The sequence below is a fragment of the Maricaulis sp. genome (genome assembly GCF_048270265.1).
GTDB lineage: Bacteria > Pseudomonadota > Alphaproteobacteria > Caulobacterales > Maricaulaceae > Maricaulis.
This window is the reverse complement of the sequence record NZ_JBLWTD010000001.1, coordinates 156,314-179,348: the sequence shown is the minus strand read 5'-3', so window position 1 is coordinate 179,348 and position 23,035 is coordinate 156,314. Positions and strand designations below refer to the sequence as shown.

At 64.2% G+C, this 23,035-nt stretch carries 19 protein-coding genes; 10 read left to right on the top strand and 9 right to left on the bottom strand.

From position 1 onward, the window contains the following. Position 1 precedes the first annotated feature (1 nt). Both ACN0YF_RS00900 and ACN0YF_RS00895 read right to left on the bottom strand, forming a co-directional pair. Positions 2–103, bottom strand: a complete 102-nt coding sequence (locus tag ACN0YF_RS00900) for a hexameric tyrosine-coordinated heme protein (RefSeq protein ID WP_417492971.1) — start codon at positions 101–103, stop codon at positions 2–4. Next, complete coding sequence (locus ACN0YF_RS00895; protein ID WP_417492970.1) at positions 96–551, bottom strand: Rrf2 family transcriptional regulator; 456 nt, start codon at positions 549–551, stop codon at positions 96–98. The genes ACN0YF_RS00900 and ACN0YF_RS00895 overlap by 8 nt, the downstream gene beginning before the upstream one ends. Positions 552–718: 167 nt before the next feature. Here ACN0YF_RS00895 and ACN0YF_RS00890 point away from each other — a divergent pair, with 167 nt between their 5' ends. Beyond that, the gene (locus ACN0YF_RS00890) at positions 719–889 is read left to right on the top strand and encodes a hypothetical protein (RefSeq protein WP_417492969.1); all 171 of its coding nucleotides are present in this window, start codon (positions 719–721) and stop codon (positions 887–889) included. A 137-nt stretch (positions 890–1,026) separates the two neighbouring features. Here the strand turns inward: ACN0YF_RS00890 and ACN0YF_RS00885 are convergent, their stop codons facing one another. Continuing rightward, entirely contained in the window at positions 1,027–1,410 is a 384-nt protein-coding gene (locus tag ACN0YF_RS00885; protein ID WP_417481495.1) for a hypothetical protein, read from the bottom strand. Between the two features lie 396 nt (positions 1,411–1,806). Between ACN0YF_RS00885 and ACN0YF_RS00880 the strand changes: the two genes are divergently transcribed. Beyond that, positions 1,807–6,111 (top strand): autotransporter domain-containing protein, encoded by a 4,305-nt coding sequence (locus ACN0YF_RS00880; RefSeq protein ID WP_417492968.1) that lies wholly within the window; start codon positions 1,807–1,809, stop codon positions 6,109–6,111. A 93-nt stretch (positions 6,112–6,204) separates the two neighbouring features. On the opposite strand, the gene ACN0YF_RS00875 is transcribed toward ACN0YF_RS00880, so the two are convergent. After that, positions 6,205–7,491, bottom strand: coding sequence for a sensor histidine kinase (locus ACN0YF_RS00875; protein ID WP_417492966.1), 1,287 nt, complete (start codon positions 7,489–7,491; stop codon positions 6,205–6,207). Between the two features lie 155 nt (positions 7,492–7,646). Between ACN0YF_RS00875 and ACN0YF_RS00870 the strand changes: the two genes are divergently transcribed. From ACN0YF_RS00870 to rnd, 6 genes are all read left to right on the top strand, one after another. Continuing rightward, positions 7,647–8,285, top strand: coding sequence for a response regulator (locus ACN0YF_RS00870; RefSeq protein WP_417492965.1), 639 nt, complete (start codon positions 7,647–7,649; stop codon positions 8,283–8,285). 225 nt (positions 8,286–8,510) lie between these two features. Further along, complete coding sequence (locus ACN0YF_RS00865) at positions 8,511–9,137, top strand: TetR/AcrR family transcriptional regulator (RefSeq protein WP_417481499.1); 627 nt, start codon at positions 8,511–8,513, stop codon at positions 9,135–9,137. Between the two features lie 32 nt (positions 9,138–9,169). Beyond that, complete coding sequence (locus ACN0YF_RS00860; protein WP_417492964.1) at positions 9,170–9,955, top strand: lysophospholipid acyltransferase family protein; 786 nt, start codon at positions 9,170–9,172, stop codon at positions 9,953–9,955. A gap of 28 nt (positions 9,956–9,983) precedes the next feature. Continuing rightward, entirely contained in the window at positions 9,984–10,691 is a 708-nt protein-coding gene (locus tag ACN0YF_RS00855) for a lysophospholipid acyltransferase family protein (RefSeq protein ID WP_417492963.1), read from the top strand. Beyond that, positions 10,688–12,004 (top strand): MFS transporter, encoded by a 1,317-nt coding sequence (locus ACN0YF_RS00850; RefSeq protein WP_417481502.1) that lies wholly within the window; start codon positions 10,688–10,690, stop codon positions 12,002–12,004. The genes ACN0YF_RS00855 and ACN0YF_RS00850 overlap by 4 nt, the downstream gene beginning before the upstream one ends. A gap of 36 nt (positions 12,005–12,040) precedes the next feature. After that, entirely contained in the window at positions 12,041–13,207 is a 1,167-nt protein-coding gene (gene rnd, locus ACN0YF_RS00845) for a ribonuclease D (RefSeq protein WP_417481503.1), read from the top strand. 6 nt (positions 13,208–13,213) lie between these two features. On the opposite strand, the gene ACN0YF_RS00840 is transcribed toward rnd, so the two are convergent. From ACN0YF_RS00840 to ACN0YF_RS00820, 5 genes are all read right to left on the bottom strand, one after another. After that, positions 13,214–15,568 (bottom strand): putative bifunctional diguanylate cyclase/phosphodiesterase, encoded by a 2,355-nt coding sequence (locus ACN0YF_RS00840; RefSeq protein ID WP_417492962.1) that lies wholly within the window; start codon positions 15,566–15,568, stop codon positions 13,214–13,216. Between the two features lie 123 nt (positions 15,569–15,691). Further along, the gene (locus tag ACN0YF_RS00835; protein WP_417492961.1) at positions 15,692–17,221 is read right to left on the bottom strand and encodes a Ppx/GppA family phosphatase; all 1,530 of its coding nucleotides are present in this window, start codon (positions 17,219–17,221) and stop codon (positions 15,692–15,694) included. 5 nt (positions 17,222–17,226) lie between these two features. Further along, positions 17,227–19,395: an RNA degradosome polyphosphate kinase gene (locus ACN0YF_RS00830; RefSeq protein ID WP_417493082.1), complete on the bottom strand. Its 2,169-nt coding sequence runs from the start codon at positions 19,393–19,395 to the stop codon at positions 17,227–17,229. 2 nt (positions 19,396–19,397) lie between these two features. After that, the gene (locus ACN0YF_RS00825; RefSeq protein WP_417492960.1) at positions 19,398–20,078 is read right to left on the bottom strand and encodes a hypothetical protein; all 681 of its coding nucleotides are present in this window, start codon (positions 20,076–20,078) and stop codon (positions 19,398–19,400) included. A gap of 20 nt (positions 20,079–20,098) precedes the next feature. Continuing rightward, positions 20,099–21,178, bottom strand: a complete 1,080-nt coding sequence (locus ACN0YF_RS00820; protein WP_417481507.1) for a DUF2066 domain-containing protein — start codon at positions 21,176–21,178, stop codon at positions 20,099–20,101. A 130-nt stretch (positions 21,179–21,308) separates the two neighbouring features. Between ACN0YF_RS00820 and purM the strand changes: the two genes are divergently transcribed. Both purM and purN read left to right on the top strand, forming a co-directional pair. After that, on the top strand, positions 21,309–22,349 hold the full coding sequence (purM, locus tag ACN0YF_RS00815) for a phosphoribosylformylglycinamidine cyclo-ligase (RefSeq protein WP_417492958.1): 1,041 nt from the start codon (positions 21,309–21,311) through the stop codon (positions 22,347–22,349). A 28-nt stretch (positions 22,350–22,377) separates the two neighbouring features. Continuing rightward, positions 22,378–23,028: a phosphoribosylglycinamide formyltransferase gene (purN, locus tag ACN0YF_RS00810; RefSeq protein ID WP_417481509.1), complete on the top strand. Its 651-nt coding sequence runs from the start codon at positions 22,378–22,380 to the stop codon at positions 23,026–23,028. The last annotated feature ends 7 nt before the right edge of the window (positions 23,029–23,035 follow it).

Below are 23,035 nucleotides of genomic sequence, written 5' to 3'. Positions count from 1 at the left end.
GTCATCTTGACGCAGACCAGTAGTTGTTCGCCGCGGAGATGGTGGCGAAACGGGTGGCGATCACGGCGCTGACCGCGATCAGGGCGGAAAGCCAGTTATCCATGCCTTGGGTCTCCTGTTGCGGGTTGGGGATCGGCGATACCGGCCAGCGATGGCAGCGCGACATCGGCCAGGGTGGACCGGTCAAGCTCGGTCAGAAAGGCCGTCTCGGCCTCGCGCAGGCGGGTCTTGAGGCGGCAATGCGGCGTGATCGAGCAATTGCCACCATCGGCAGCGAAGCAATTGACCAGCGCCTGGTCGCCTTCCAGCACGCGGATGATATCGCCCAGACCGATCTGGCCGGCGGGCCGGGCCAGGCGGGCCCCACCGCCACCGCCGCGCCGTGTCATCACGATTCCGGCCTGGGCCAGGCTCGCCATGATCTTGGTGAGATGATGCCGTGACAGGTCGAATTCATCGGCCAGTTCCGCCGTGGAATAGGCCCGGTCAGGATCGGAGGCCATCCGCATCAGGGCGCGCAGGCCGAAATCGGTGAAGGAGGTCAGGCGCATGACGACTCGACTCGCAATTGGTATTTACAATACCTATTAGCAGGGTCTATGCGTGAGACAAGCCCTGAAATCGCGCCCGCCACGATGCCGGGGCCCGGCCCGACTTTCGCCAGGCAGGAGCCTCACCCGCGGCGGCCTGTCTGGCGCGGATTGAAAGGAGATGTCGAATGAGCGATCCCAAGAACACCCCGCGCGGTTTTGCCTCGCCGCCCTGCCTGGCCCATGAAATAGACCCGGCCTATGCCGATATCCTGCCCGCCGGACCGCAGCCGCTCACCCCTCCGGAGCAGGAGATCATCGATCAAACCGGAATCGCAGAGCCGAACCCGGACGACTGAGCCCGGTGCCAGGGACACCTCACCCCCGCGAGCCCCCTGGTCTTGTCGCACCCGCCGCGCTCAACCCGGCGGTTCCGCGGCATGAAAAAGGCGGCACCGGTGACCGGTACCGCCCTCTTCGGCTTTATGATCCCAGATTATTCCTGGGGCATGGAGGCCTCTGGCGCCTCGTGCATGTCGTGGTCGTGGGCCGGTGCGATGTCTTCATGCGGCATGTCCTGCGCGCTGTCGTCATGATGACCGTCAGCGGAGGCGTCCTCGGGATGGTGGCGGGCATGAATGATGTCGTGGCAGGCATTGAAGCTGGCGCGAGTCGCATCGTCCAGATTGGCCAAGACGGCGTCATGCGCCGCCTGATCGCCTTCGGCGACGTCAGCCATCAGGCCGTCATACAGCGCCATGCAGGCTTCCTCGCTCGGCGCAGCGGTTTCGCCGGCCATATGGTGGTCCATGGCAAATGCCGACGAGCCGATCAGGCTCAGGCTCGACGCTGCCATCATGGCCAAAACGAACTTGTTCATGGGGGTCTCTCTCCTGGATGACCAATGGGGCGCAAGCCCCGGATAACCGCCCTGACGATGCGCGATGCGGCACCCGCACCGGACGTCAAAGCCACCCACCATGCGCCCGATTTTGGCAAGTCAGCAAGGGGAATCGGCAGATGTAGCCCGAACCCCGGATGAGCAGGCCTGGCGCCCGGGCTCCGGCCAGCCAGGCCGTCACTTTGGCCCGCCAAACGACCACAAAATACGACGATCGTCGTATTTACAGAAAACCTCGAAAACGGCCTTCTCCCGCCTCACGTCGGACGCAGGTGCCGACCCCAATATTCGAGGTATGTCATGGAAAATTCAATCGATGCAGGCCCGGCGCAGACACGGGATATCTCAGGATACAAAACCCGGCTGACGGGAAGCGTGAGCCGCTGGGCGCTCGCCGGTGCACTGGGCGCGCTGATGGCCGGCACGGTGCCCGCCACCGCCGCAGCCGATATTGTCCTCACCCCCGGCAGTGACGACCATGTGATCACATCGGACGACCTGCCCAATGACACGATCGATGCCGGCGACGGTTTCGACTTCCTGACCGCCGATGTCGACGGGTACGACAACGAGCTGGACATGTCGCGCCTGCTCAATTTCGAAAGCTACACCATGGCCGGCTCCGGCGAGCTGACACTGCTCGGCGACGGATCGGCGCAGCAGTGGGCGATCCAGAGCGGCCTCATCATCATTGATCAAGATGCCAGCATCGGCGGCGTGTTCGGCTGTTGCGCGGCGCCTGGAACCAGCGTCATCAATTTTGGCACGGTCGCAGCAGGCGGCTCGATTGAACTCTTCGGTGTCGACGATGCTGACGTGTTCAATTACGGCCTGATCGAGGATGGCTATATCGCCGTGAGCGGCGAGCACTCCCACCTCCTCAATGCGGGGATCATCCATGGGGATTCCCCGTTTGGCGCGCTGATGAGCGCCGACGGGCCTGACGCGCACATGGTCAATGACGGAGGGATCTACGGCTCCGGGACCTGGGTGGTCGGTGTCGGCGCTTCCGGCAGCGGCGCCTCTCTGATCAACTTTGGTGACATCGTGGTTGAGGGGGATGAAACGACCGGTGCCTACCTCACCGGCGACGCGTGGGAATTGGTCAATGTGGCCGGGGCAATCGTCGGCGACACCTATGGTGCCCGCCTGGAGGGCGATGATGGATCCCTGGTCAATTCCGGCCTCATCCTCGCCCTGAGCGAGGGCGGCGCGGTGGCGGGCGCGAGCGTCACCGGCGACTACAACTCTATCGAAAACACCGGCGAGATCGTTGCCGGAGTCGGGTTATGGGGCGATTTCGGCACCGGGAGCGATACTGCCCCCCATTCATTTCTCCCCGACGGCCTGGCTGTCGACGGCAATGAAAACTGGATCCTGAACGACGGCCTTATCGCGGCGGCGGGGGATGGCGCCAACGGCGTCTCGATCACCGGCGCCGACAACACCCTCGTCAATACAGGCGACATTGCGGCCCAGGGCGACGATGCCTTCGGCCTCAATATCCTCACCACCGAAACGCACTCATCGGATGGGACGACCTACCCCGAAACCGTGGCCTTCGTCGTCAATACCGGCCGGATCTACGGCACCCGCGCTGGCGTACGCTATGGAAGCTCCGTCAGACAGAACCAAATCTTGGTCAATGAGTTGGGGGGACTTATTGCGGGTGAGCTGTTCGGCGTCAGGGGCGGCGACGGCAACGAGATCGTCCACAATTACGGTACGATCCAGGGGGCCACGGCACTGGACCTTGGCCTCGGTGAAGACGTCGTCTACTTCTACGGCGGTTCCAGCTATGAAGGCCTGCTGGACGGTGGCGCGGGCTATGACGAATTCCACGTCACCGGCGAAGGCGAGCTCACCCTCGACCTGTCAGACCTGACCGGCTTCGAGCTGCACCAGCTGGATGGCCCGACCCTCCTCACCCTGACGGGCGAGGATGCCGGAAGCGACTGGTTCATCAATGGCGGCCAGATCATTGTTGCCGAAGGTGCGCGCCTGCGCAGCATCGCCTCGCCTCTCGCCCTGGACGGCCCGGCCGCGGCCGTTGCGGTGGAGAATAACGGCCTGCTCGAGCGCATCACGATCGAGGCTGGCGGCAGTGTAGTCGAGAATAATGGTGACATCATCAATGACGAGTGGGGCGGATATGGCATTTCCGTCTTCTCCGAGGACGGCGGCATCGCGGTCACCAATAATGGCACGATCCTCGCCTCCGGCCCGCGTGGCGTCGGCGTCGCGCTCGGAGGCGGTGGACATCAACTCATCAATGCCAGCTCGATCACGGTCATGGATCCCGAATACGGCATTGGCGTGCAGGTGCAGGACGACAACAACATCGTCCTCAATACCGGTTCGATCCTCGCCGAGAACTCGGCCGTCACTGTCGACGGCGACGACAACGCCATCGTCAACTTTGCATCGAGCATCATCCGGGGCGCCTATGCCGACCTGAGCTATCAGGCCACGATCGATGTCGACGGCAGCCGGATCTCCGTGACCAATGCCGGACTGATCACCGCCGGCTATGACGCCGATGGCGAGGTGTTTGGCGACAACCGGAGTTCCGTTGCCATCCGTCTCGATGGCGAGGGCAATGAAGTCCGCAATGAAGGCTCGATCCTAGGGGCAGGCTTCGGCATCCAGGGGGTTGGCATCGCGGGCAGCGCGAATGACCTGATCAATGACGGTGTGATCCGAGTCGAGGGCGATGAAGCGATCGGCGTGCGCCTGTCATCGGTCATAGGGGCCGTGCCCGCTGATCCCGACGCGCCGATCGCGCACATCACCAATTTCGGCCTGATCGAAGCCTTCGGCACAGACGCCAACGGCATCGCCGTGTTCAGCACCGCCGGTACGAGCAGCATCACCACCAACTGGCAAAGCGGCACGATCGAGGCCGACGGCCTGGCTTTCCTCGGCGGTGACGGCGCGGATGTCCTGGGCAATTACGGCACGATTATCGGTGGCAATTTCGGTCTGGGCACCGCGATCGACATGGGCGCCGGCGACGACGTTCTGTCCTTCACCACCAGCTCGCGGATCATCGGCCTGTCCGATGGCGGCGAAGGCCTTGACCGGATCTCGCTCCGAGCGGGCGGCGATGAAGTCGGATTCTTCTACGGCGACAACTACGTCAATTTCGAGCAGATCCTGGTGTTCTCCGGGGATTGGCGCTTCGCCGGCAATTCCAGCTTCGACCTGCTTGTCACCGATGCCGACACACGGCTCGGCGGCAATGGCACGCTGACCGGCGACGTGATCATCAACGGCATACTGGCCCCGGGCAATTCCATCGGACGCCTGGACGTCACCGGCGATGTCACCCTCACCGCCAGTAGTGTCTTCGCTGCAGAGGTCAGCAGTGTCGGTCTCCACGACCGGCTCGTCGTGGACGGAGCCATCACCCTGCAGGGCGGCGATCTCATGATCGAGACGGTCCCGTCGGGCGTCTATTCAGTGCGTTCGCAATTCACGTTGATGACGGCGAGCGATGGCATTAGCGGCAGCTTCGGCTCGGTCAGCGTCAACGACGCCTTCAACGCCTATGCCCGCAATAACGGCAATGCCTTCGATCTCGTTCTGGTGCGACAGGTCGATTTCACCGGCGATGCCCTGACGCCCAACGCAGCAGCAGTCGGCGGCCACCTCAATGCCGAGCTCGGCGAGAACACGGGCCAGGGCATGGTGGACCTGATGGACGGCATTCTCGCCCTGTCCGCCTCCGACCAGTCGGTCGCATTGCAGGAATTGTCCGGCGATGTGCATGCCTCGCAGATCGCGCTCAACAACCAGGCCTATGGCCGCTTCATGGACAGCGTCAGCGCGCACGTCCGCAATGATCCGGCGGCCAGCGGTTATTGGCTCGAGGCCAGTGGGCGCAATGGCGAAATCGACTCCAGCCCGGGCGTCCACGGTCTCGACACCCGTGATCGCGGCCTTTCGGCCGGGGTCCAGCTGGCGCGGGGCCAGGGCAGCATCGGTCTGGCCATCGGCTTCAACCACACGGATGCCACCGGCGATCATGTGAAGGCCGAGACCGATAATTTCGGTGCCACCGCCTACGCCGTACGCCAGGCCGGGGCCTACACATTCAGCGGCCAGCTCGGCTGGATGAGCCATGATGTCGACACACGGCGCGCACCCGCACTCGGCTTCGTTCCCGGCACGCTCAGCGCCGGCTATCGCGCAACCACACTCGGTGTCGGCGCCCGGATTGCGCGGCAATCCTCCGGCACGATGCTCGGCGGTGCGATGTTCGAGCCGGAACTGGCATTGAACCTCGCCACCACAGACACGGAGGACTTCAGCGAAGCCGGCGATCCGGTCGCGGCCCTCAATGTCCGTCCGGGCCAGATGGAGAGCCTGACCAGCAAGCTCGGCGCCAGCCTGGTCTGGGGCGAGCGCGCGGCGGAGGGGCAATACTCCGTGCGGATCCACGGTGCCTGGCTCCACGAATATCTCGACGAGACGGCAACGCTTTTCGGCGGGTTCCAGGGTGCATCATCCTCCTTCCTGACCGAGAGCAGCCGCTTCGACCGCGACCGCTTCCAGGCCGGGGTCAGCATGTCCGCCCGGATGGGGGCGAGCATGCACCTGCGGTTCGACTATCTCGGCGAGAGCTCGGGATCCCAGACGGGACACTCGCTCAGCGCCCGTCTGGTCGCCCCCTTCTAGTGTGGGGGCAGTCTGCGAGACTCACGGGGAGGTCCGCAGACGAAAGGGCCGTCTGGAGCAGCTTGCCCGGCTGCTCCAGCGGTCTGAACCGCCTCAGACCCGCGGGCAGCGAAGGCAGGCCATCACGCCGTGCCCGGGGCGCGAGGTGATGCGCAAGGCCAGGTCGCCGCGTTCGGCCAGCCGGAACATGATTTCCATCCCCATTCCCGAACGCAATGGTTGCCCGCCATTGATACGGGCCAAGGCGCTCCGCGATTCGAGGAACAGGTCACGATCCCCCATGCCGGCCCCGTTATCGGCGACGACCAGATCGATGAACTGCCCCGCGCGCCGGGCCCCCACCAGCAGGCGGGAGCCCTTGGAATGGGTGATGGCGTTGGAAATCAGATTGGACAGGATGTGCCCGGCCACCCCGGAATCGACCTGGATCCGCGCGGAACAGGGTTCGCAATGCAGCGCCATGCCCCGGCTGAGCGCGACATCCTTGAGGCCGCTGACGCTGTCCCTGAGCAAGCGTCCCGCATCGCAGGGGGTGGGTGTCACCGGGCGTTTCGCATTGTCGAGATAGGACAGCTCGAGAACCGAGGACAGCATGCTGGCGACATTGCTCGCCACCAGTTTCTGACGCTGGACCAGCGGTTTGACCTTGTCCCATTGTTCCGCATCGACCAGCTCCTCAAGCATGCTGGCATTGAGGTCGAGGGCATAGATCGGCTGGCGGATATCATGACCGGTGGCCGCGAGCAGGAAGGATGAAAATTCCTGCGCCTTTTCGGCGGCGATTTTCGCCTGCTCATACAGACGCGTGATGTAGAAGCGCCGCCGGGCCCGCATGCTGAAGGTGATCGCCATCAGCCAGGCAAAGAAACAGCAGGCAACGACGACCACCGACTGGGCGATCATCGGGTGCTCCGATTGGTCGTTCCAGACCACGGCGAGGATGAGATAGGTGATCATGTAGGCCATGGACATGAAAGCGATCCCCCAGGGGAAGGCCGCCAGCGCGACACCGATCGCCAGCACGTGCAATGACATCCAGGAGCTGGTGAAGACCAGGACATCCGCCACCCCGTCCGGCGTGGCTTCAGCGGTTGGAAAGACCGACGCCACGATCACCGCTGTGAGGGTCGAGATCAGGATCCAGCCATAAACGATCAGCGGCAGGGCGCGGCTGTCATAGCCTGGCCGTGCCATCAGCACCCAGGCGCCGCCCAGGAGGCCGACACTGCCCGACAGCAGCCGGGCCGACAGGGTCGGCAGGAAATACGGACTGTCCTGCATATACATCAGGTCGGTCGCCGTAGAGACGATCCAGGCGAGGGAAAAGCCGATCAGGGTCAGCGCGGCCTGCACCCGGATCCCGGCCCAGCTGTCACGCATGAACGCGGTTTCAATCTCCGGATCGTCGAAGCGACCATCCAGGCGTCGAATTTTCGGTTCCCCCAACACCCCCTCCTCGCCATTGCCTAATACCCTGCCCGGCGATAGTTACTGCAGCATCGCAGTCAGTGATGTGACCAATATAGGGCACAAGAATGAGTGACCAACACCCCGGCCACCTCCCCTTGCGCGTTGTCGTCGTCGACGACCACGCCATCGTTCGGGATGCAGTTTCCGCGGTGATCGAGATGAGCGATGCCTTCGAGCTCGCCGGCAGCGCCAGCAATGGCACCGAAGCACTCGAACTGCTCGGCCGCGTCGAGGCCGATGTCGCCGTGATCGACTTCGCCATGCCGGACATGACCGGCGTCGATGTCATCAACAAGCTGCGCGACAAGGGCACAGAAACGCGTTTCCTGCTGCTCACCGGCTCGCATATGGATGAAGACGAGCGCGAACGCCTGTCGCGATGCGCGGAGGGCTTCCTGCACAAGGAGGCCGGTCGCCAGACCCTGATCGAGGCGATCCGGGCCGTTGCCGATTCGCCCTGCCTGCGGCCTGCCTCCGGAGACCAGATGGACATGAGCGGCGTGCTGGGCACAGGGGATCTGACCGGGCGCGAACGGGATATCCTGCGCGAGATCGCCCGCGGACATTCCGTCGACCAGATCGCCGACAAGCTGGGGATCAGCGCCGCCACCGTGCGCAAGCATCGCGAAAACATCATGGGCAAGCTCGAGCTCAACTCGACCTCCCAACTGGTCCGCGCCGCGATGCAGATCGGCCAATACTGACCCGACCGGCCCGGCAGCAACCTCATGCCACTGCACATGAAGGCCGCGCAGTTGCCGCGCCTCACCCCTTTTTCACCGGCTGCCCAGCCCTGTGTGGGTTGCGAAAGCTGCCCCCTGCCGGGATAAACACGGCGACGTAAGTAACTATTCACTTGCAACCCGCCCGGAGCTGTGAGAAACAGCATGTGAATGAACGCTTACTTCCATGCCACACGGAGACTGACCATGGCCGGAAAACTTCGCGAAGACCTGTTTGAAGGCGCCGACCCGAATATCGGGGTAACGGCACCGCGCGGCACGACCAAGGCGCGGATCGAGCGCGCCGCGCTGCAGCTCTTCGCCCGTCACGGGATGGACGGCGTGTCGATCAAGCAGATCGCCGAGGCCTGCACCATTTCCGACGGCGCGATGTATCGCCATTTCAAGAGCAAGGATGATCTCGCCCGGCTGATGTTCGAGGCCATCCATGCCCGTCTGCAGCAACTGGTCGCGGCCAATATCCGCCCCGATGCCAGCTTGGAAGAAACGGTGCATGCGGTTGTCAGCGCCTATTGCGAACTGGCCGAGAGTGACCCGGCGCAATTCACCTATCACCTCACCCATCGCAACTATTTCCTCGCCGCGTCCGGCGATGGCGGCGCCAACCCCTCCAACGTGATGAGTGCCCGCGTCGCCGCGGCGATGGCCAATGGCGAAATTCCGGACGGCGACCCCGAACTGGCCGCCGCCATGGCGCTCGGCCTGGTGATGCAGCCGGCTGAATACCGGATATTCGGCCGCATCCAACAGCCGATGACCGAACTCATCCCCGTTTTCACGCGCGCCATCATGGCCGTGCTGCGCGCCGTCTGAGCGCCCTTCCCCCAAGCTTCCGGAGAACCGTCATGCGTTCGCTGATCTTCAACCTCGCCTATTACACTATCTCCGCCGTCTACGCGGTAATCTGCGCCATTCTCGCCCTGGTGCCGGGACGCAAACTGCTGATGCACGGCATCCGCTCCTATGCCCGCCTGACCGTGCTGCTGATGCGCTGGATCTGCGGCATCAAGGTCGAAGTGCGCGGCACGCCGCCAAAGAACCAGGCTGTCATCCTCGCCGCCAAGCACCAGTCCTGGGGCGATGGTCTGGTGATGATGGCCAAATGCGGCGACGTGAATTTCATCTGCGGTGACCACATGCTCAACTACCCGCTGATCGGCTGGGTGCTGAAACGTTGCGGCGCCATTGTGGTGTCAAACCAGGGCGGGCCCGAGGCCATGGCCAGCCTGCGCGCCGGCGTCGAGCGCTCCCAGGGCGAAGGCTCGCCGCGCCCGATCCTGATCTATCCTGAAGGCCATCTCACCCCGGTCGGCACCGGCCTGCGCTACCGCTCGGGCGCCTGGCAGCTCTCCTCGCAGCTGGACCGTCCCGTGGTGCCCGTCGCAACCAATCTCGGCCAGTGCTGGCCGCAACAGAAATGGACCAAATTCGCCGGCACCGCGGTGATCGAGTTCCTGGAACCCATGGCCCCGAGCGCCGACCGCGATGAATTCCTGGCCGAGCTGGAGACACGCGTCGAAACCCGCTCCCGTGCCCTGGAGGCTGAATTTGCGACGGCGGGCACAGAATCGGTTTCTGATCCAGCAAAGACAACAAAAACAAGCGCAACCATGCATAAACGCCTGGTTTGACAGAACAACCAAATGCGGGGGTAGAGCAATGCGTTCCCTTATCTTCAATATCGCCTTCTGGACCCTCTCGGCCGTGTTCGCCATCATCTGCTATATTGCAGCCTGGCTGCCCGGCCGCCGCCCGCTGATGACGATGATCATCGCCTATGGCAAGGCGACCCGCCTGTGCATGCACTGGATCGGCGGCATCCCCGTCGAGGTGCGAGGCCAGCCGCCGGTCGGTGAGCCGGTGATCATCGCCGCCAAACACCAGGCCTATGCCGACGGACCGCTGATGGTGGCCCTGGCCGGCGATCTCAACTTCGTCATCGGCAATGGCATCGAGAAATTTCCGCTGGTTGACCGGATCGTCAAATGCGCCGGCGCCACCATGGTCGATGCCCAGGGGCATACACGCGCCCAGGGTGCGCTGCAGCAGGCCGTCAAGCAGATCGCGGACGACCATCGCCCCCTCCTGATCTATCCGGAGGGCGGCATGGCCGCCGTCGGCGTCACCCGGCGCTACCGCAAGGGCGTCTACCTGCTCTATGCCGAGCTCGAACGCAGCGTGGTGCCGGTTGCGACCAATCTCGGCCTGCGCTGGCCGGAAGAGGAATGGGAAAAACATCCCGGCCCGGCCGTCATCGAATTCCTTGATCCCATCCCGCCCGGCCTGCCGCGTGAAATCTTCATGCAGCGCCTTCAGAATGTCGTTGAAACCCGTACCCGAGAACTCGAAGAGGAGGGACAGTCATGAGTGCCAAGATTGCCGCCCAGCTTGTCACCCAGAGACGCTTCCTTCCGCTGCTGCTGGCGCAATGCCTCGGCTCGCTGAACGATAATCTCTTCCGCTATGCCCTGGTGACGATGGTCACCTTCTCCGGCCTGACCCTGTTCGGGCTTGATCGCGACATCCTGGTGCCGATTGCCGCCTCGATGATCACCTTGCCGATTTTCCTGTTTTCGGCCATCGCCGGGCGGCTCGCCGACAAGTACGACCGCACCAAGATCATGCGCGTCACCAAGCACCTGGAAATCTGGATCATGCTGCTGGCCGCCCTGGCCCTGGTGCTGCGCCAGCCGCTCATCCTGCTGCCGACCCTCTTCCTGATGGGCACGCAGTCGGCCTTCTTCACGCCGGCCAAGAATTCCGCCCTGCCCACCCTGCTCGCCGCCCATGAACTCGTGCCGGCCAATGCGCTGCTGAGCGGTTTTCTCAATGTCTCCATCCTGCTGGGCGTGGCGCTGGGAACCTGGCTCGCCGTGCAGCCGATGGGACCGGAAATGATCGCGGGCGGCCTGATCCTCATCGCCCTGCTCGGCTGGTTGTCAGCACGGCAATTGCCGCACGTCGAGGCCGCCAATCCCGATCTGCCGGTGACCTTCAACTTCATCGCCGAGACCGTCCGCGTCCTCGGCTATGCGCTCAAGGCCCCCGAAGTCCTGCGGCCACTGCTCGGCGCGGCCTGGTTCTGGATGCTGGCCGCCTCGATCATTACGCTGATGCCCGTCTTCACCGCTTCGGTCCTGGGCGCAGACGCCACAGTCGTGCTGTTGTTCAGCGCCCTGTTCACGGTCGGCGCGGCGATCGGTGCGCTGCTCTGTGGTGCGCTCAGCGGCAAGGGCGACGCCCTCGCCTTCTCGATCGCCGGTGCGATCGGCCTGGTGATCTTCACCACCGATGTCGCCCTGGCCACCTGGTCGAACCCGCTGGTGCCGGAAGGGGCGCCACTGATGGATGCCGGCGCCTTCTTCGCCGAGCGTGGCAATTGGCGCCTGCTCGCCGATCTCGGACTCGCCGCTGTCTCGGCCGGCCTGTTTGTCGTGCCGCTGCAAGCGATGGCCCAGCGGCGCGCCGCACCGGAACTGCGCGGACGTCTGCTCGCGGCCGGCGGAATCATGAATGCGGCGACGGCGACACTGGGCCAGTTCACTCTTGCCTTCATCGCCATGGGGCATTTGCCGATCCAGACCGCATTCCTGCTGATTGCCGGTGGCAGCGCCCTGGTGGCCATGGTGACGATCTGGCGGCTCGCCCTGCGCCGCAAGGCACCGTCTGCGGCTCGGTGATAGCCAAAAGCCGGCTCAGGGGCTAAAGGCCAAGGCATGAACATTATCACGACAACAGACCAGCTCGCCCGGGCCTGCGATGCCCTCCTCCAGGCCGAACATGTGGCCGTCGACACCGAATTCATGCGCGAGACGGTCTATTGGCCCGCCCTGTGCCTGATCCAGGCCGCAGGCGGCGATACCGAAGTCATCATCGACCCGCTCGCCGAAGGCATCGATCTCGAGCCCTTCTGGGAGCTGATGGTTGATGAGCGGGTGATGAAAGTCTTCCACGCCGCGCGCCAGGATCTGGAGATTTTCTACAATCTCGGTGACGGGCTCATCCCGACGCCGATGTTTGACAGCCAGGTCGCCGCCATGGCGATCGGGCTGGGCGACTCGATTGCCTATGACAATCTGGTCCAGACGCTGCTCAAACGCCCCGTCGACAAGGGCTCGCGCTTCACCGACTGGTCGCGCCGCCCGTTGTCGGACAATCAGCTTGTTTACGCGATGGGCGATGTAACGCATCTGCGCGACCTCTATCCGATCATGCGCGAACGGCTCGAGAAGAAGAACCGTACCGGCTGGCTGCAGGACGAAATGGCAATCCTGACCAGTCCCGACACCTATCGCATGGATCCGGAAGACGCCTGGAAGCGCCTCAAACTGCGCAAGACCCACCCCAAATGGCTCGCCGCACTGCGCGCCGCAGCCGCCTGGCGTGAACGCGAGGCCCAGACCCGCGACATGCCGCGCCAGCGCGTGATGAAGGATGATGCGCTCTACGAGATCGCCACCCTGGCTCCGACCGAAGAGGGCCAGATGCAGGGCCTGCGCGCCGTGCCGCGCGGCTTCGAGCGCTCCAAGCCGGCCGAACGCCTGTATGCCGACATGAAAGTCGCAATGGCCGACCCTGAAGCCTATGCGCCCAAGGTCGAGAAGCCGGCACCGACACCACAGGGCATCGGACCGACAATCGAATTGCTCAAGGTCTATCTCAAACTGGTCGCTGACGAGGCCGGTGTCGCGCCGCGCCTGATTGCGACCATGCCTGACCTGGAAAAGATCGCGGCCAGTGACGACCCCGATGTACCGGCCATGCGCGGCTGGCGCCGGGGCGTGTTTGGCGAGCCGGCGATGGGTCTCAAGCGCGGCGAGATCGCCCTGGTGCTCGAAGACGGCAAGGTCGCTGCCCGGCCTGTGCCCGGCAAGGCCGGCTAGACCAGACTAGCTGGCGCGCTGCTGCGCTATGTCCACGACAGGGCCGTCTGCGAGCGGCACCAATGGCTCCGCAGGCAAGGCGGGCGCCGCGCCGACCATGTCGATCAGGGCGTCCAGACGCACCGGCCTCGAAAACAGATAGCCCTGGGCCTCGTCACAGCCGAGCGCCGACAGCGCCGCGAGCTGGCTGCCGGTCTCGACGCCTTCAGCAACCGTGCGCATACCCAGCACCCGTGCCAGCGCGATGATCGCACCGACAATCGCATCGGAACTGTCTTCCTTGCCAAGGCAGTCGATGAAGGACTTGTCGATCTTGAGCTTGTCGAAGTCGAACTTGCGCAGATAGCTGAACGAGGAATAACCGGTTCCGAAATCATCCATGCTGATGCGCAGGCCCAGGGCGCGCAATTGCTGCAGCACGGCCAGATTGGCTTCGGTATCGGCCAGCAGCACCGACTCGGTAATCTCCACCTCGATCCGCTCCGCCGCGACGCCATTGGCCGCGAGCGCGTTGACGAAGACGGAGCACAGATTGTTGCTGCGCAATTGCATCGGCGAGACATTGATCGCGACACGGATACCCGGATGGATCTGCGCCGCCGCCGCAATCGCACTGCGGATCACCCATTCGCCAACGGGCACGATCAGACCGGAGCGTTCGGCCAGGTCGATAAAGCGGTCCGGCGCGATATTGCCGAGCCGGGGATGTTCCCAGCGCAAAAGCGCCTCGCAACCGGCGATGATGCCCGTCGATGCTCCCGCCAGCGGCTGATAGACGAGATGCAATTGCTCCCCGGCGATGGCTGAACGCAGATCGTGTTCCAGCAGCATCAGTTCCTGCGCTTCCAGATCCATAGTCCAGTCGAATTCAACGACATGGCCGCGGCCCTGCGCCTTGGCGCGGTAGAGCGCCAGATCGGCTTGTCGCACCAGGATCTCCAGATCATCATCTTCGCGCGCTACGCGGCGCAGGCCGATACTGGCGGAACATTTCGCCACAGCGCCATCGAACGGATATGGCCGCTCGATGGCATCAATGATCTGCCGGGCGAGCAAAACCGGATCGCCGCCAGGCTGGTTGATCGCGACGGCGAATTCATCGCCGCCCATGCGGCACACCACGCCGGCGGTGCGGATGATCCCGCGAACGCGCTTGGCGACCTCGATCAACACGCTGTCGCCCGCGGCGTGACCCAGCGTGTCATTGATGATCTTGAAGCGATCAAGATCGATCAGAAGCAGGCAACCGGCCTCACGGCGGCTGTCGGTATAATTGAGCATTTCCTGGAGTGTCGCCCGGAATGTCTCGCGATTGGCCAGGCCGGTCAGGCTGTCATGGGCCGCGAGATGGGCAATGCGATCAGCGCTTTCACGTTCTGCAGTGATATCGGCGGCCACACCCTGATAGCCACAGAACTCGCCATTCCGGTAGATCGGTTTCCCCGTCAGGGAGAGCCAGCTATGGCCACAATGGGAGGTGCTGCGTACGACAAGATGCGAAAAACTGTCCTGCTCGCGCATCATGGCCGCGAGCTCATAGGTGTCGGCGTTTGCCTCGAAACCGTCGAGCAGGGTAGCCGGAGGCTGCCCTGAAGGACAGAACCGCGCGGCGCCACTTTCCAGCCGGCCTGAGGCGTCGGTGGTCCACAGCCAATCCGATGCCGCCTGCTCGAAGTCGCGCAGCAGCATGCCGATCAAATCGGTCTGCTCGCGGGCCAGGCGTTCACCCAGCAGGCGGCCGACGAATTCGCCAAAGGTCCGGTGCACGCTGAAGATCATTGTCGCGATATAGACAACGAACAGGGCGCAGAGAAAAAGGTGCAGCGGGGTCGGATCAGACAGCAGGCCAATAAAACCGCCGAGCGCCAGCAGTCCGATGAAGCTGAAGCCGGCGCGCGGGATGCTGAGCATGATGAAGGCTGCGCCGCACATCATCCCGACCACCACCGTGGCGATGATCGTCTGGATCTCCGGCGGCGAGCTGGCAAAACAAAGCGCAGGCAGGGCTCCCCAGACAGCGCCGAGAACCGCCGTGTCGCGCACAGCCCGATTGATCGACCCGGCCGAGCGTGTTTCCCGCGCCGGTTGCTTGAGGCGTTTGGCCCACTGGTAGAGAAAGACCAGCATCAGGCCGGTAATCGCCAGCGCCCAGGTCACAACGATCCAGCGCAGCGGACTGGAATACATCACTGCCGCCATCAGGCCGGCATTCATGAGATTGGCGGTCACGATTACCAGGCTATAGCGCTGATAGGTCGCCACCTGCCGCGCACGGACCCAGCCCGCGCTGTCGGGCGGAATCACCAGGGGGGCTTCGGCTTCGCCAAACAACCCCAAGAGCGCGGTGCGGATACGGGGCAAGCCCCCCCGCCGAAAGAAATCCAGTCGTCCCATGCAAGCGGGTGTAGCCAAACGAGGTTGATGCACCGTCAACGCGCTCCGCCGGGACGCGCATAATTTATGAGCTAAACCAAGAGGATCGGCCTAGGCGTCGATATACCGGACCTCGCCCTTGCGACCGATCGCAGCGGCCAGATTGCCCAGCAGGGAGACGGAGCGTTCGACATAAAGGTCGCGCACGCTTTCATCGACGTCCAGGCACACCAGGCCAGGCTCCACGCGCAGGGTGAAGCAGTCGAGCAGGCTCGCCGAACGGCCCGACAATTTGGCGGCCAGGCGCAGGGTGCAACCAAGCATCTGGGCGACATCATGCTGCGCCTCATCGATCAGATGAAAGACCGCAAGCTCGTCCAGTGCACTGCGGCGGCCGCCATACCGATGGTGCATCACGGCGGCGAGAAAGGCCCGCTCGGCATGATCGATGCCGGCAAAGGGCGCGTAGAGCACGCTGTCACGGGTCAGTTCAAGACGGTGATCGGGGTGGCGGCGCGCGCCCAGATCGGCCAGCCGGGCGGCGGCTTCCTGCAGGACCCGGTCGCGGCGCGGCGTGAAGACCGTGTCGACATTGGCCATGGCCGGGGCGATCCATTGCGCCAGGGAGCGCCCGAAATCCGGGGTCGGCGAGACCGGCCGCGCCAGCGCCTCCGCACCGGCGATCAAGGGGTCGATCGCCTGCACGGCGGCGGGCAGTTGCTGCATCAGCACGCCCTCGCGAAGGCCATAGGCGGAGAAGACGACGTTGGAAAACTTCCCCATCTCGACAATGCGGCTGAGCAACAGGGCCGCATAGGGAATGGTCGGGGCGCGGCGCGAGGAAATGCCGGGAATACCCGCCAGGGACGCAGTGCTGAGCCGGCTGGCCAGCCGCGTCAGTTCCCGTACCCGCTTGGCATCAATGCGAAACTGGTGCGCGACGCGCAGGGGATAGTCTGAGCGTGCAAAGGCCAGCTGGGCCAGCGAGCGCCAGGCACCGCCAATCGCGTAGAATTCACCACCCTGCCCGGCCAGGACACCGGCCTCGCGCAAGCGTTCATCGATCAGCGCGGAGACAGCCTCTGTATCCCACGGGCCCGGCGGTATGCCTTCCTGGGGCCCGAGGGCAAAAGTCTGCCCCGCACCGAGCGCACCATGATCGATCGGCGTCAGCTCAAGGCTGGAGCCGCCGAGATCGCCCATCATGCCATGGGCGCCGGGAATACCGGTCACCAGACCAAGGGCGGAGAGTTCGCCCTCCTCCGGCCCCGACAGGACACGCAGTTTGAAGCCGGTCTCCGCCGCCACACGCTGTACGAATTCAGGCCCGTCGCTCGCATTGCGCACGGCCGCGGTAGCAACAGCATAGCGCTCACTCACGCCCTTGGCGTCGAGCAGGCGCTCAAAGCGTTTCAGGGCCCGCATGGCGATATCGACATTGTCCGGATGCAGCGTGCCGCGCTGGCGCAGACCGCGGCCAAGCCCCGCCATAACCTTCTCGTTGAAGACCGGCCAGATCGCGCGCCCCTCAAGCCGGAAATGTACCAGGCGCACGGTATTGGATCCGACATCGAGCACGGCGATGTCGCGTTCCACCGCGTTCTCATGGAAAACCGGCTCGGTGAGGCTGACGGGATCCAAGGGGCCTAACCATCCCCCGTGAGTACAGGTGGCTGGTCATTCTTCAGCGCATGGCCGCGTCCGGACAGGCTTGGATTGGTCATGAAATAGGCGTGGGCACTGAAGGCCTTCTGCATGCCCGAGGTGTCGACGCGGCGGTACTCGCCATTTCCGTCCATATACCAGCTCTGGGCGGTGTCATTGAGATTGGCGACCATGATCTGGTCGAGCACCTGCCGGTGCACGGTCGGGTTCTGGATCGGGCAGAGCAGTTCGACCCGGCGGTCGAGATTGCGCGGCATCCAGTCAGCCGAGGAGATGAACACCTTGGCCGCCGGAGACGGCATCTCGCCGCCATTGGCGAAACAGACAATGCGTGAATGCTCAAGGAAGCGCCCGACCAGGCTCTTGACGCGGATATTGTCCGACAGGCCGGGAATGCCCGGGCGCAGGCAGCAGATGCCGCGCACAATCAGTTCGATGCGTACACCGGCCTGGCTGGCGCGGTAGAGGCCATCAATGATTTCCGGGTGCACCAGCGCGTTGAGCTTGGCCCAGATCGCCGCCGGCTTGCCGGCTTTCGCGTTGGCGATCTCGACATCCATATGTGCCAGCAAATCCTGTTTCAGCCGCAGGGGCGAAACCGAGAGCCGCTCGAGATTTTCCGGGCGGGCATAGCCGGTGACGAAGTTGAAGATGCGCCCGGCGTCGCGCCCGAAGGCGGGATCGGCGGTAAACAGCGACAGGTCGGTATACACCCGCGCCGTGATCGGATGGTAATTGCCGGTGCCGAAGTGGGCATAGGTGCGCAGCGCCGTGCCTTCGCGCCGCACGACCAGCGAGATCTTGGCGTGGGTCTTGTACTCGACGAAACCATAGACGACCTGCACACCGGCGCGTTCAAGGTCGCGGGCCCATTTCAGATTGGCTTCCTCGTCGAAACGCGCCTTGAGCTCGACCAGGGCAGTGACATTCTTGCCCGCCTCGGCCGCCTCGATCAGGGCGGCGACAATCGGCGAGTTCTTCGAGGTGCGATAGAGCGTCTGCTTGATGGTAACGACATCGGGATCGGCCGCCGCCTGACGCAGGAATTTCACCACCACGTCAAAACTTTCATAGGGGTGGTGGACGATGATGTCCTTCTCCCTGATCGCCTCGAAACAATCGCCGCCATGGTCACGGATACGTTCGGGATAACGTGGCTCATAGGCCGGGAAGACCAGGTCCGGGCGGTCATCGGGGATCAGCTGGTCGACCTGGGCGAGGCCGAGCAGGCCCGGCACCAGCACCACGTCCTGTTCCTCGGCATGCATGTGGGCGACGATGAAATTGCGCAGCGCCGTCGGCATCTCCGCATCGACCGTCAGGCGCACGATCACGCCGCGGCGGCGTTCCTTGACCAGGCGTTCGAATTCCAGGACCAGGTCCTCGGACTCTTCCTCGACCTCGATATCGCTGTCCCGGATGACACGGAAGGCACCGCGGCCAACCATTTCATAGCCCGGGAAAAGCTCGTCGACATACATCGACAGCACGGTTTCCAGGGTGACGAACCGGCGATCGGGCCGGCCGCGCCCGCCATGGGAGCGCGTTGGCAGCTCGACGAAGCGCTTGACGCCCGACGGCATCGGGATCAGCGCATTCATCATCTTGCCGGTGCCGTTATTGCGCAATTGCAGCGCCAGGGCGAAACCGAGATTGGGAATGAAGGGAAAGGGGTGCGCAGGATCGATCGCCAGCGGTGTGATCACCGGCAGGGTGTGGGAGAGAAATTCACCGCGCAGCCAGGCAATATCGGCTTTCGAGAGATCGGACTCGCCCAGTACGCAAACCCCGAGTGCCGCCATTTCCTCGCGGAGCGAACACCATAGGGCCTGCTGCCGGCTCATCAACTCGCCGGCGAGAACATGGATGTGCTCGACCTGCTCGGCCGGCGTCAGCCCGTCGAGGCTGGATGCGGTCACGCCATTGCGGATCTGTGCCCGCAATCCGGCAACACGCACCATGTAGAATTCGTCCAGATTGCTGGCCGAGATCGACAGGAAGCGCAGGCGCTCGAGCGCCGGGTGATTGAGGTTCTCCGCTTCACCAATGACGCGGCGGTTGAAGCGCAGCCAGGACAGTTCCCGGTTCAGGAAGCGCTCCGGCGAAACCATGAGGGCGCCAATATCCGTGGCCTCGTCGGTGGCGAGCATCGTCATTCCGGATCTCCATCCTCGGGCAGTTCGTCAAGTGCGGCGCGCGCGACCGCCCGGGTCACAGCGGTTTGCCCGGCCAGCGCGAGCTTATCCATCCGGTCGACCAGAATACGGATCGCGGAAACCGAACGTTCCATGCGCGGCAGCAAATATTCTATCACGCCGGGCCGCAGCGGCGCGCCGCGATCACGGAACTGTTTCAGCAGAAGCCGGGTGAGCAATTCGTCGTCGGGCTCGTCCAGATCGGCGTGCGGCAGGGCGCGCAGGCGCGACACCAGATCCGGCAGGCTCGCCTTCCACAGCACCGGCAGCGTACGCCCGGTCAGGAGCAGCGCCGGGATATCCCCTTCCGCCGCGCGATTGATCGCGTGAAACAGGGCATCGTCGGCGACGCCGCCATCGACATCCTCGACGAGAAGGCAGCGCCCGAACGGCAGGCCCGCCAGGCAGGCCTCAAGCCCCGCCGCATCGGTGATGCGGGCCCCGGTCTGCTGGGCCCAGATGGCGCCGAGATGCGATTTGCCGGACCCGCCGGGGCCGATCAGCGCCATGACGGCGCGGGGCCAGTCCCGCCATTTCGACAGGGCAGCAACGGCGGCCGCATTGGCACGCCCCTCGACAAAACTGTCCGCGCTGAAATCCACCCTGACGGGCAGGTTGAGCACCAATTGGCCGGTCATGCCTTCGGTCCGATCCTGGCTCAGAATGCGCTGCGTACCACCCAGCCCAGTCCGGGATGCTCTTCCAGCGTCGCACCGCGTTCGGCAAGCTCGGAGGTCAGCTGTTCCAGCGCGCCGCGATAGCTCACCGTCATCAGCGCACCGTCACGCGACATCGCATCGAGGCGCGCATTGGTCACCAGCGAGGCACCGGTCAGCGCGCCCTGCAGCGACTGCCATTCAGCCAGCCCGCCATAGATCACGGTGACGCGCATGTCCTCGGTGGCGGTATTGCGCACGATCGCCTCGCGCTTCCAGGCATTTTCGCGGCCGACGACAAAGCCCAGCGCGCCATCACGCCAGTTGCCGTAGACGGTCTCAGGCCCCCAGGTATCGACCGCCATCTCGGCACCCGCGTCAAAGCTGACGAGGAAACCACCGATCCGGCGCACACCTTCTCGCTCCTGGGCGCGCAGGACGGCGATCCGGCTGACGCCGTAGACCGAAGCCAGTTCACGCAGGCGCGGCTCGTCCAGCGCCAGGGCATCGCGGGCCGAAATGATGCTGCGGCCGCGGCCATCGACCGGCACGGCCATTGGCGCAAGGGCATGGGCATAGGAGCGGCTGGTCCAGGCGGACAGCCAGGGGTTTTCGTCCCAGAGATAGAATTGGCCGCCGGCATCATAGACCGGCAGGACCAGGGTCGGGCGAGCCTGGGATTCAACGAAGGGCACACCATAGCTGCTGAGCAGGCGCACGACGGCGCGGCGGTCGAAATTGACGTCCAGCTCGCCGAGATAGCGTGTGGCACTGCGCTGCTCATTGTCGATCTGCAGGCCGGAAATCAGTTCGGCGATCGCACTGTCATCGAAGATCGAATCAATCGCGCCGACCGAACCGAAATCGAGTGGCGTCCCGGCCCGGTCTTCCGGCAGGGTCAGACGTTCGATCAGGCGCTGGGCCGCCATGGCCTGCCCGCGCCGCATGGCGATGGTCTGCGCCTCGAGCGCATTGCTCCCGGTCGCATCGATCGAAACACCGAGAATCGTATACGGGTCGTCGGCGCTCGCGAGGGCGGGAATGGCGAAAAACAGGCAGATGGCTGCAAATATCGGTCGCACGGGCACGACTCCTTGGTATCGATTGACCTTTAGTATAGCCAGACACAGTCGCGCGTGAAGCCCGTGACTTGCTTCTCAGGCAGGTTTCGACTGTACTCCGCCGCGCTTTGAACAGAGCCTGGAAACCCGCATGACCGCCAAAGATGACAAAAAACGCCCCAACGGGCTGACCTATGCGCAATCGGGCGTCGATATCGATGCCGGCGACGCGCTGGTCGATCGCATCAAACCGCTGGCCAAATCGACCCGCCGCCCCGGCGCTGCGGCCGATCTGGGCGGGTTTGGCGGCGCCTTCGATCTCAAGGCTGCGGGCTATAGCGACCCGATCCTGATTTCCGGCACTGACGGGGTCGGCACCAAGCTGCGCCTCGCCATCGATACCGGCAAGCTGGATACGGTCGGCATCGACCTGGTCGCCATGTGCGTCAATGACGTGCTCGCCCAGGGTGCCGAGCCCCTCTACTTCCTCGATTATCTCGCCACGTCCAGGCTCGATCCGGTGCGCGGCGAAGCCATCATTGCCGGTATTGCCGCCGGTTGCCGCGAAAGCGGCTGCGCCCTGATCGGCGGCGAAACCGCTGAAATGCCGGGCATGTATGAGGGCGATGATTTCGATCTGGCCGGTTTTGTCGTCGGCGCGGCCGAGCGCGGTGCCCTGCTGCCCGATCATGAGCGCATGGCAGCCGGCGATGTGCTGATCGGCCTCGCCTCCTCGGGCGTGCACTCCAACGGCTTCTCGCTGGTGCGCAAGGTGGTCGAGCTGTCCGGCCTGGCCTGGTCAGACCCGGCGCCCTTCACGCCCGGCCTCACCCTGGGCGAAGCCCTGCTGGCGCCAACACGGCTGTATGTGAAAGCCTGCCTGCCGCTGATCAAGGCCGGCCTGGTCAATGGCCTCGCCCATATCACCGGTGGTGGCCTGGTCGAGAATCCGCCGCGCATGACGCCGGACCATCTCGTGCCGGTCATCGACTACAATGCCTTTGAACTCCCGCCCGTCTTTGCCTGGCTGGCCGAGACCGGCGGCATCGAGGCGCATGAAATGCACCGCACCTTCAATTGCGGGATCGGCATGCTGCTCTGCGTCGCACCGGGCGATGTCGATGCGACGATCAGCGCGCTTGCGCAAGCGGGCGAGACCGCCATGATTATCGGTACGCTCAAGCCCGCCTGACCCCAGACCACAGCCAAGGACGCACACAATGGCGAAAACCAAGATCGCCGTGCTCATTTCCGGGCGCGGTTCCAATATGCAGGCCATCATCGACGCCGCGAAGGCCGAGAGCTATCCGGCTGAAATCGTGGTGGTTGTGTCCAACAACCCCGACGCCGCCGGGCTCGACTATGCCCGCGAGGCCGGGATCGAGACCGAAGTGGTCGACCATCGGGATTACGAGACCCGTGAGGAGTTCGAACAGGCGCTTGACGCCGTCCTCAAACTCTACGACACGCGCATCGTCTGCCTCGCCGGTTTCATGCGCATCCTCACACCCTGGTTTACCGAGCGCTGGCGCGACCTGCTGCTCAATATCCACCCCTCATTGCTGCCCGCCTTCAAGGGCCTGCACACGCATGAGCGGGCGCTGGAGAATGGCGTGCGTATCCATGGCTGCACGGTGCATTATGTGCGTCCGGAAATGGATGACGGCCCGATCATCGGCCAGGCCGCCGTGCCGGTCCTGCCTGACGACACTCCCTCAACCCTGGCCGCACGCGTCGTCGCGGCCGAGCACAAGCTCTATCGCCAATGCATCGCCCTGGCCTGTTCCGGCAAGGCGCGCGTTGCCGGCGAGCGGGTGCGGCTGCAGGTGCGGGAATTCGGCGCCGAGCTCCTGATGAACCCGCACGACTGATCGGCCC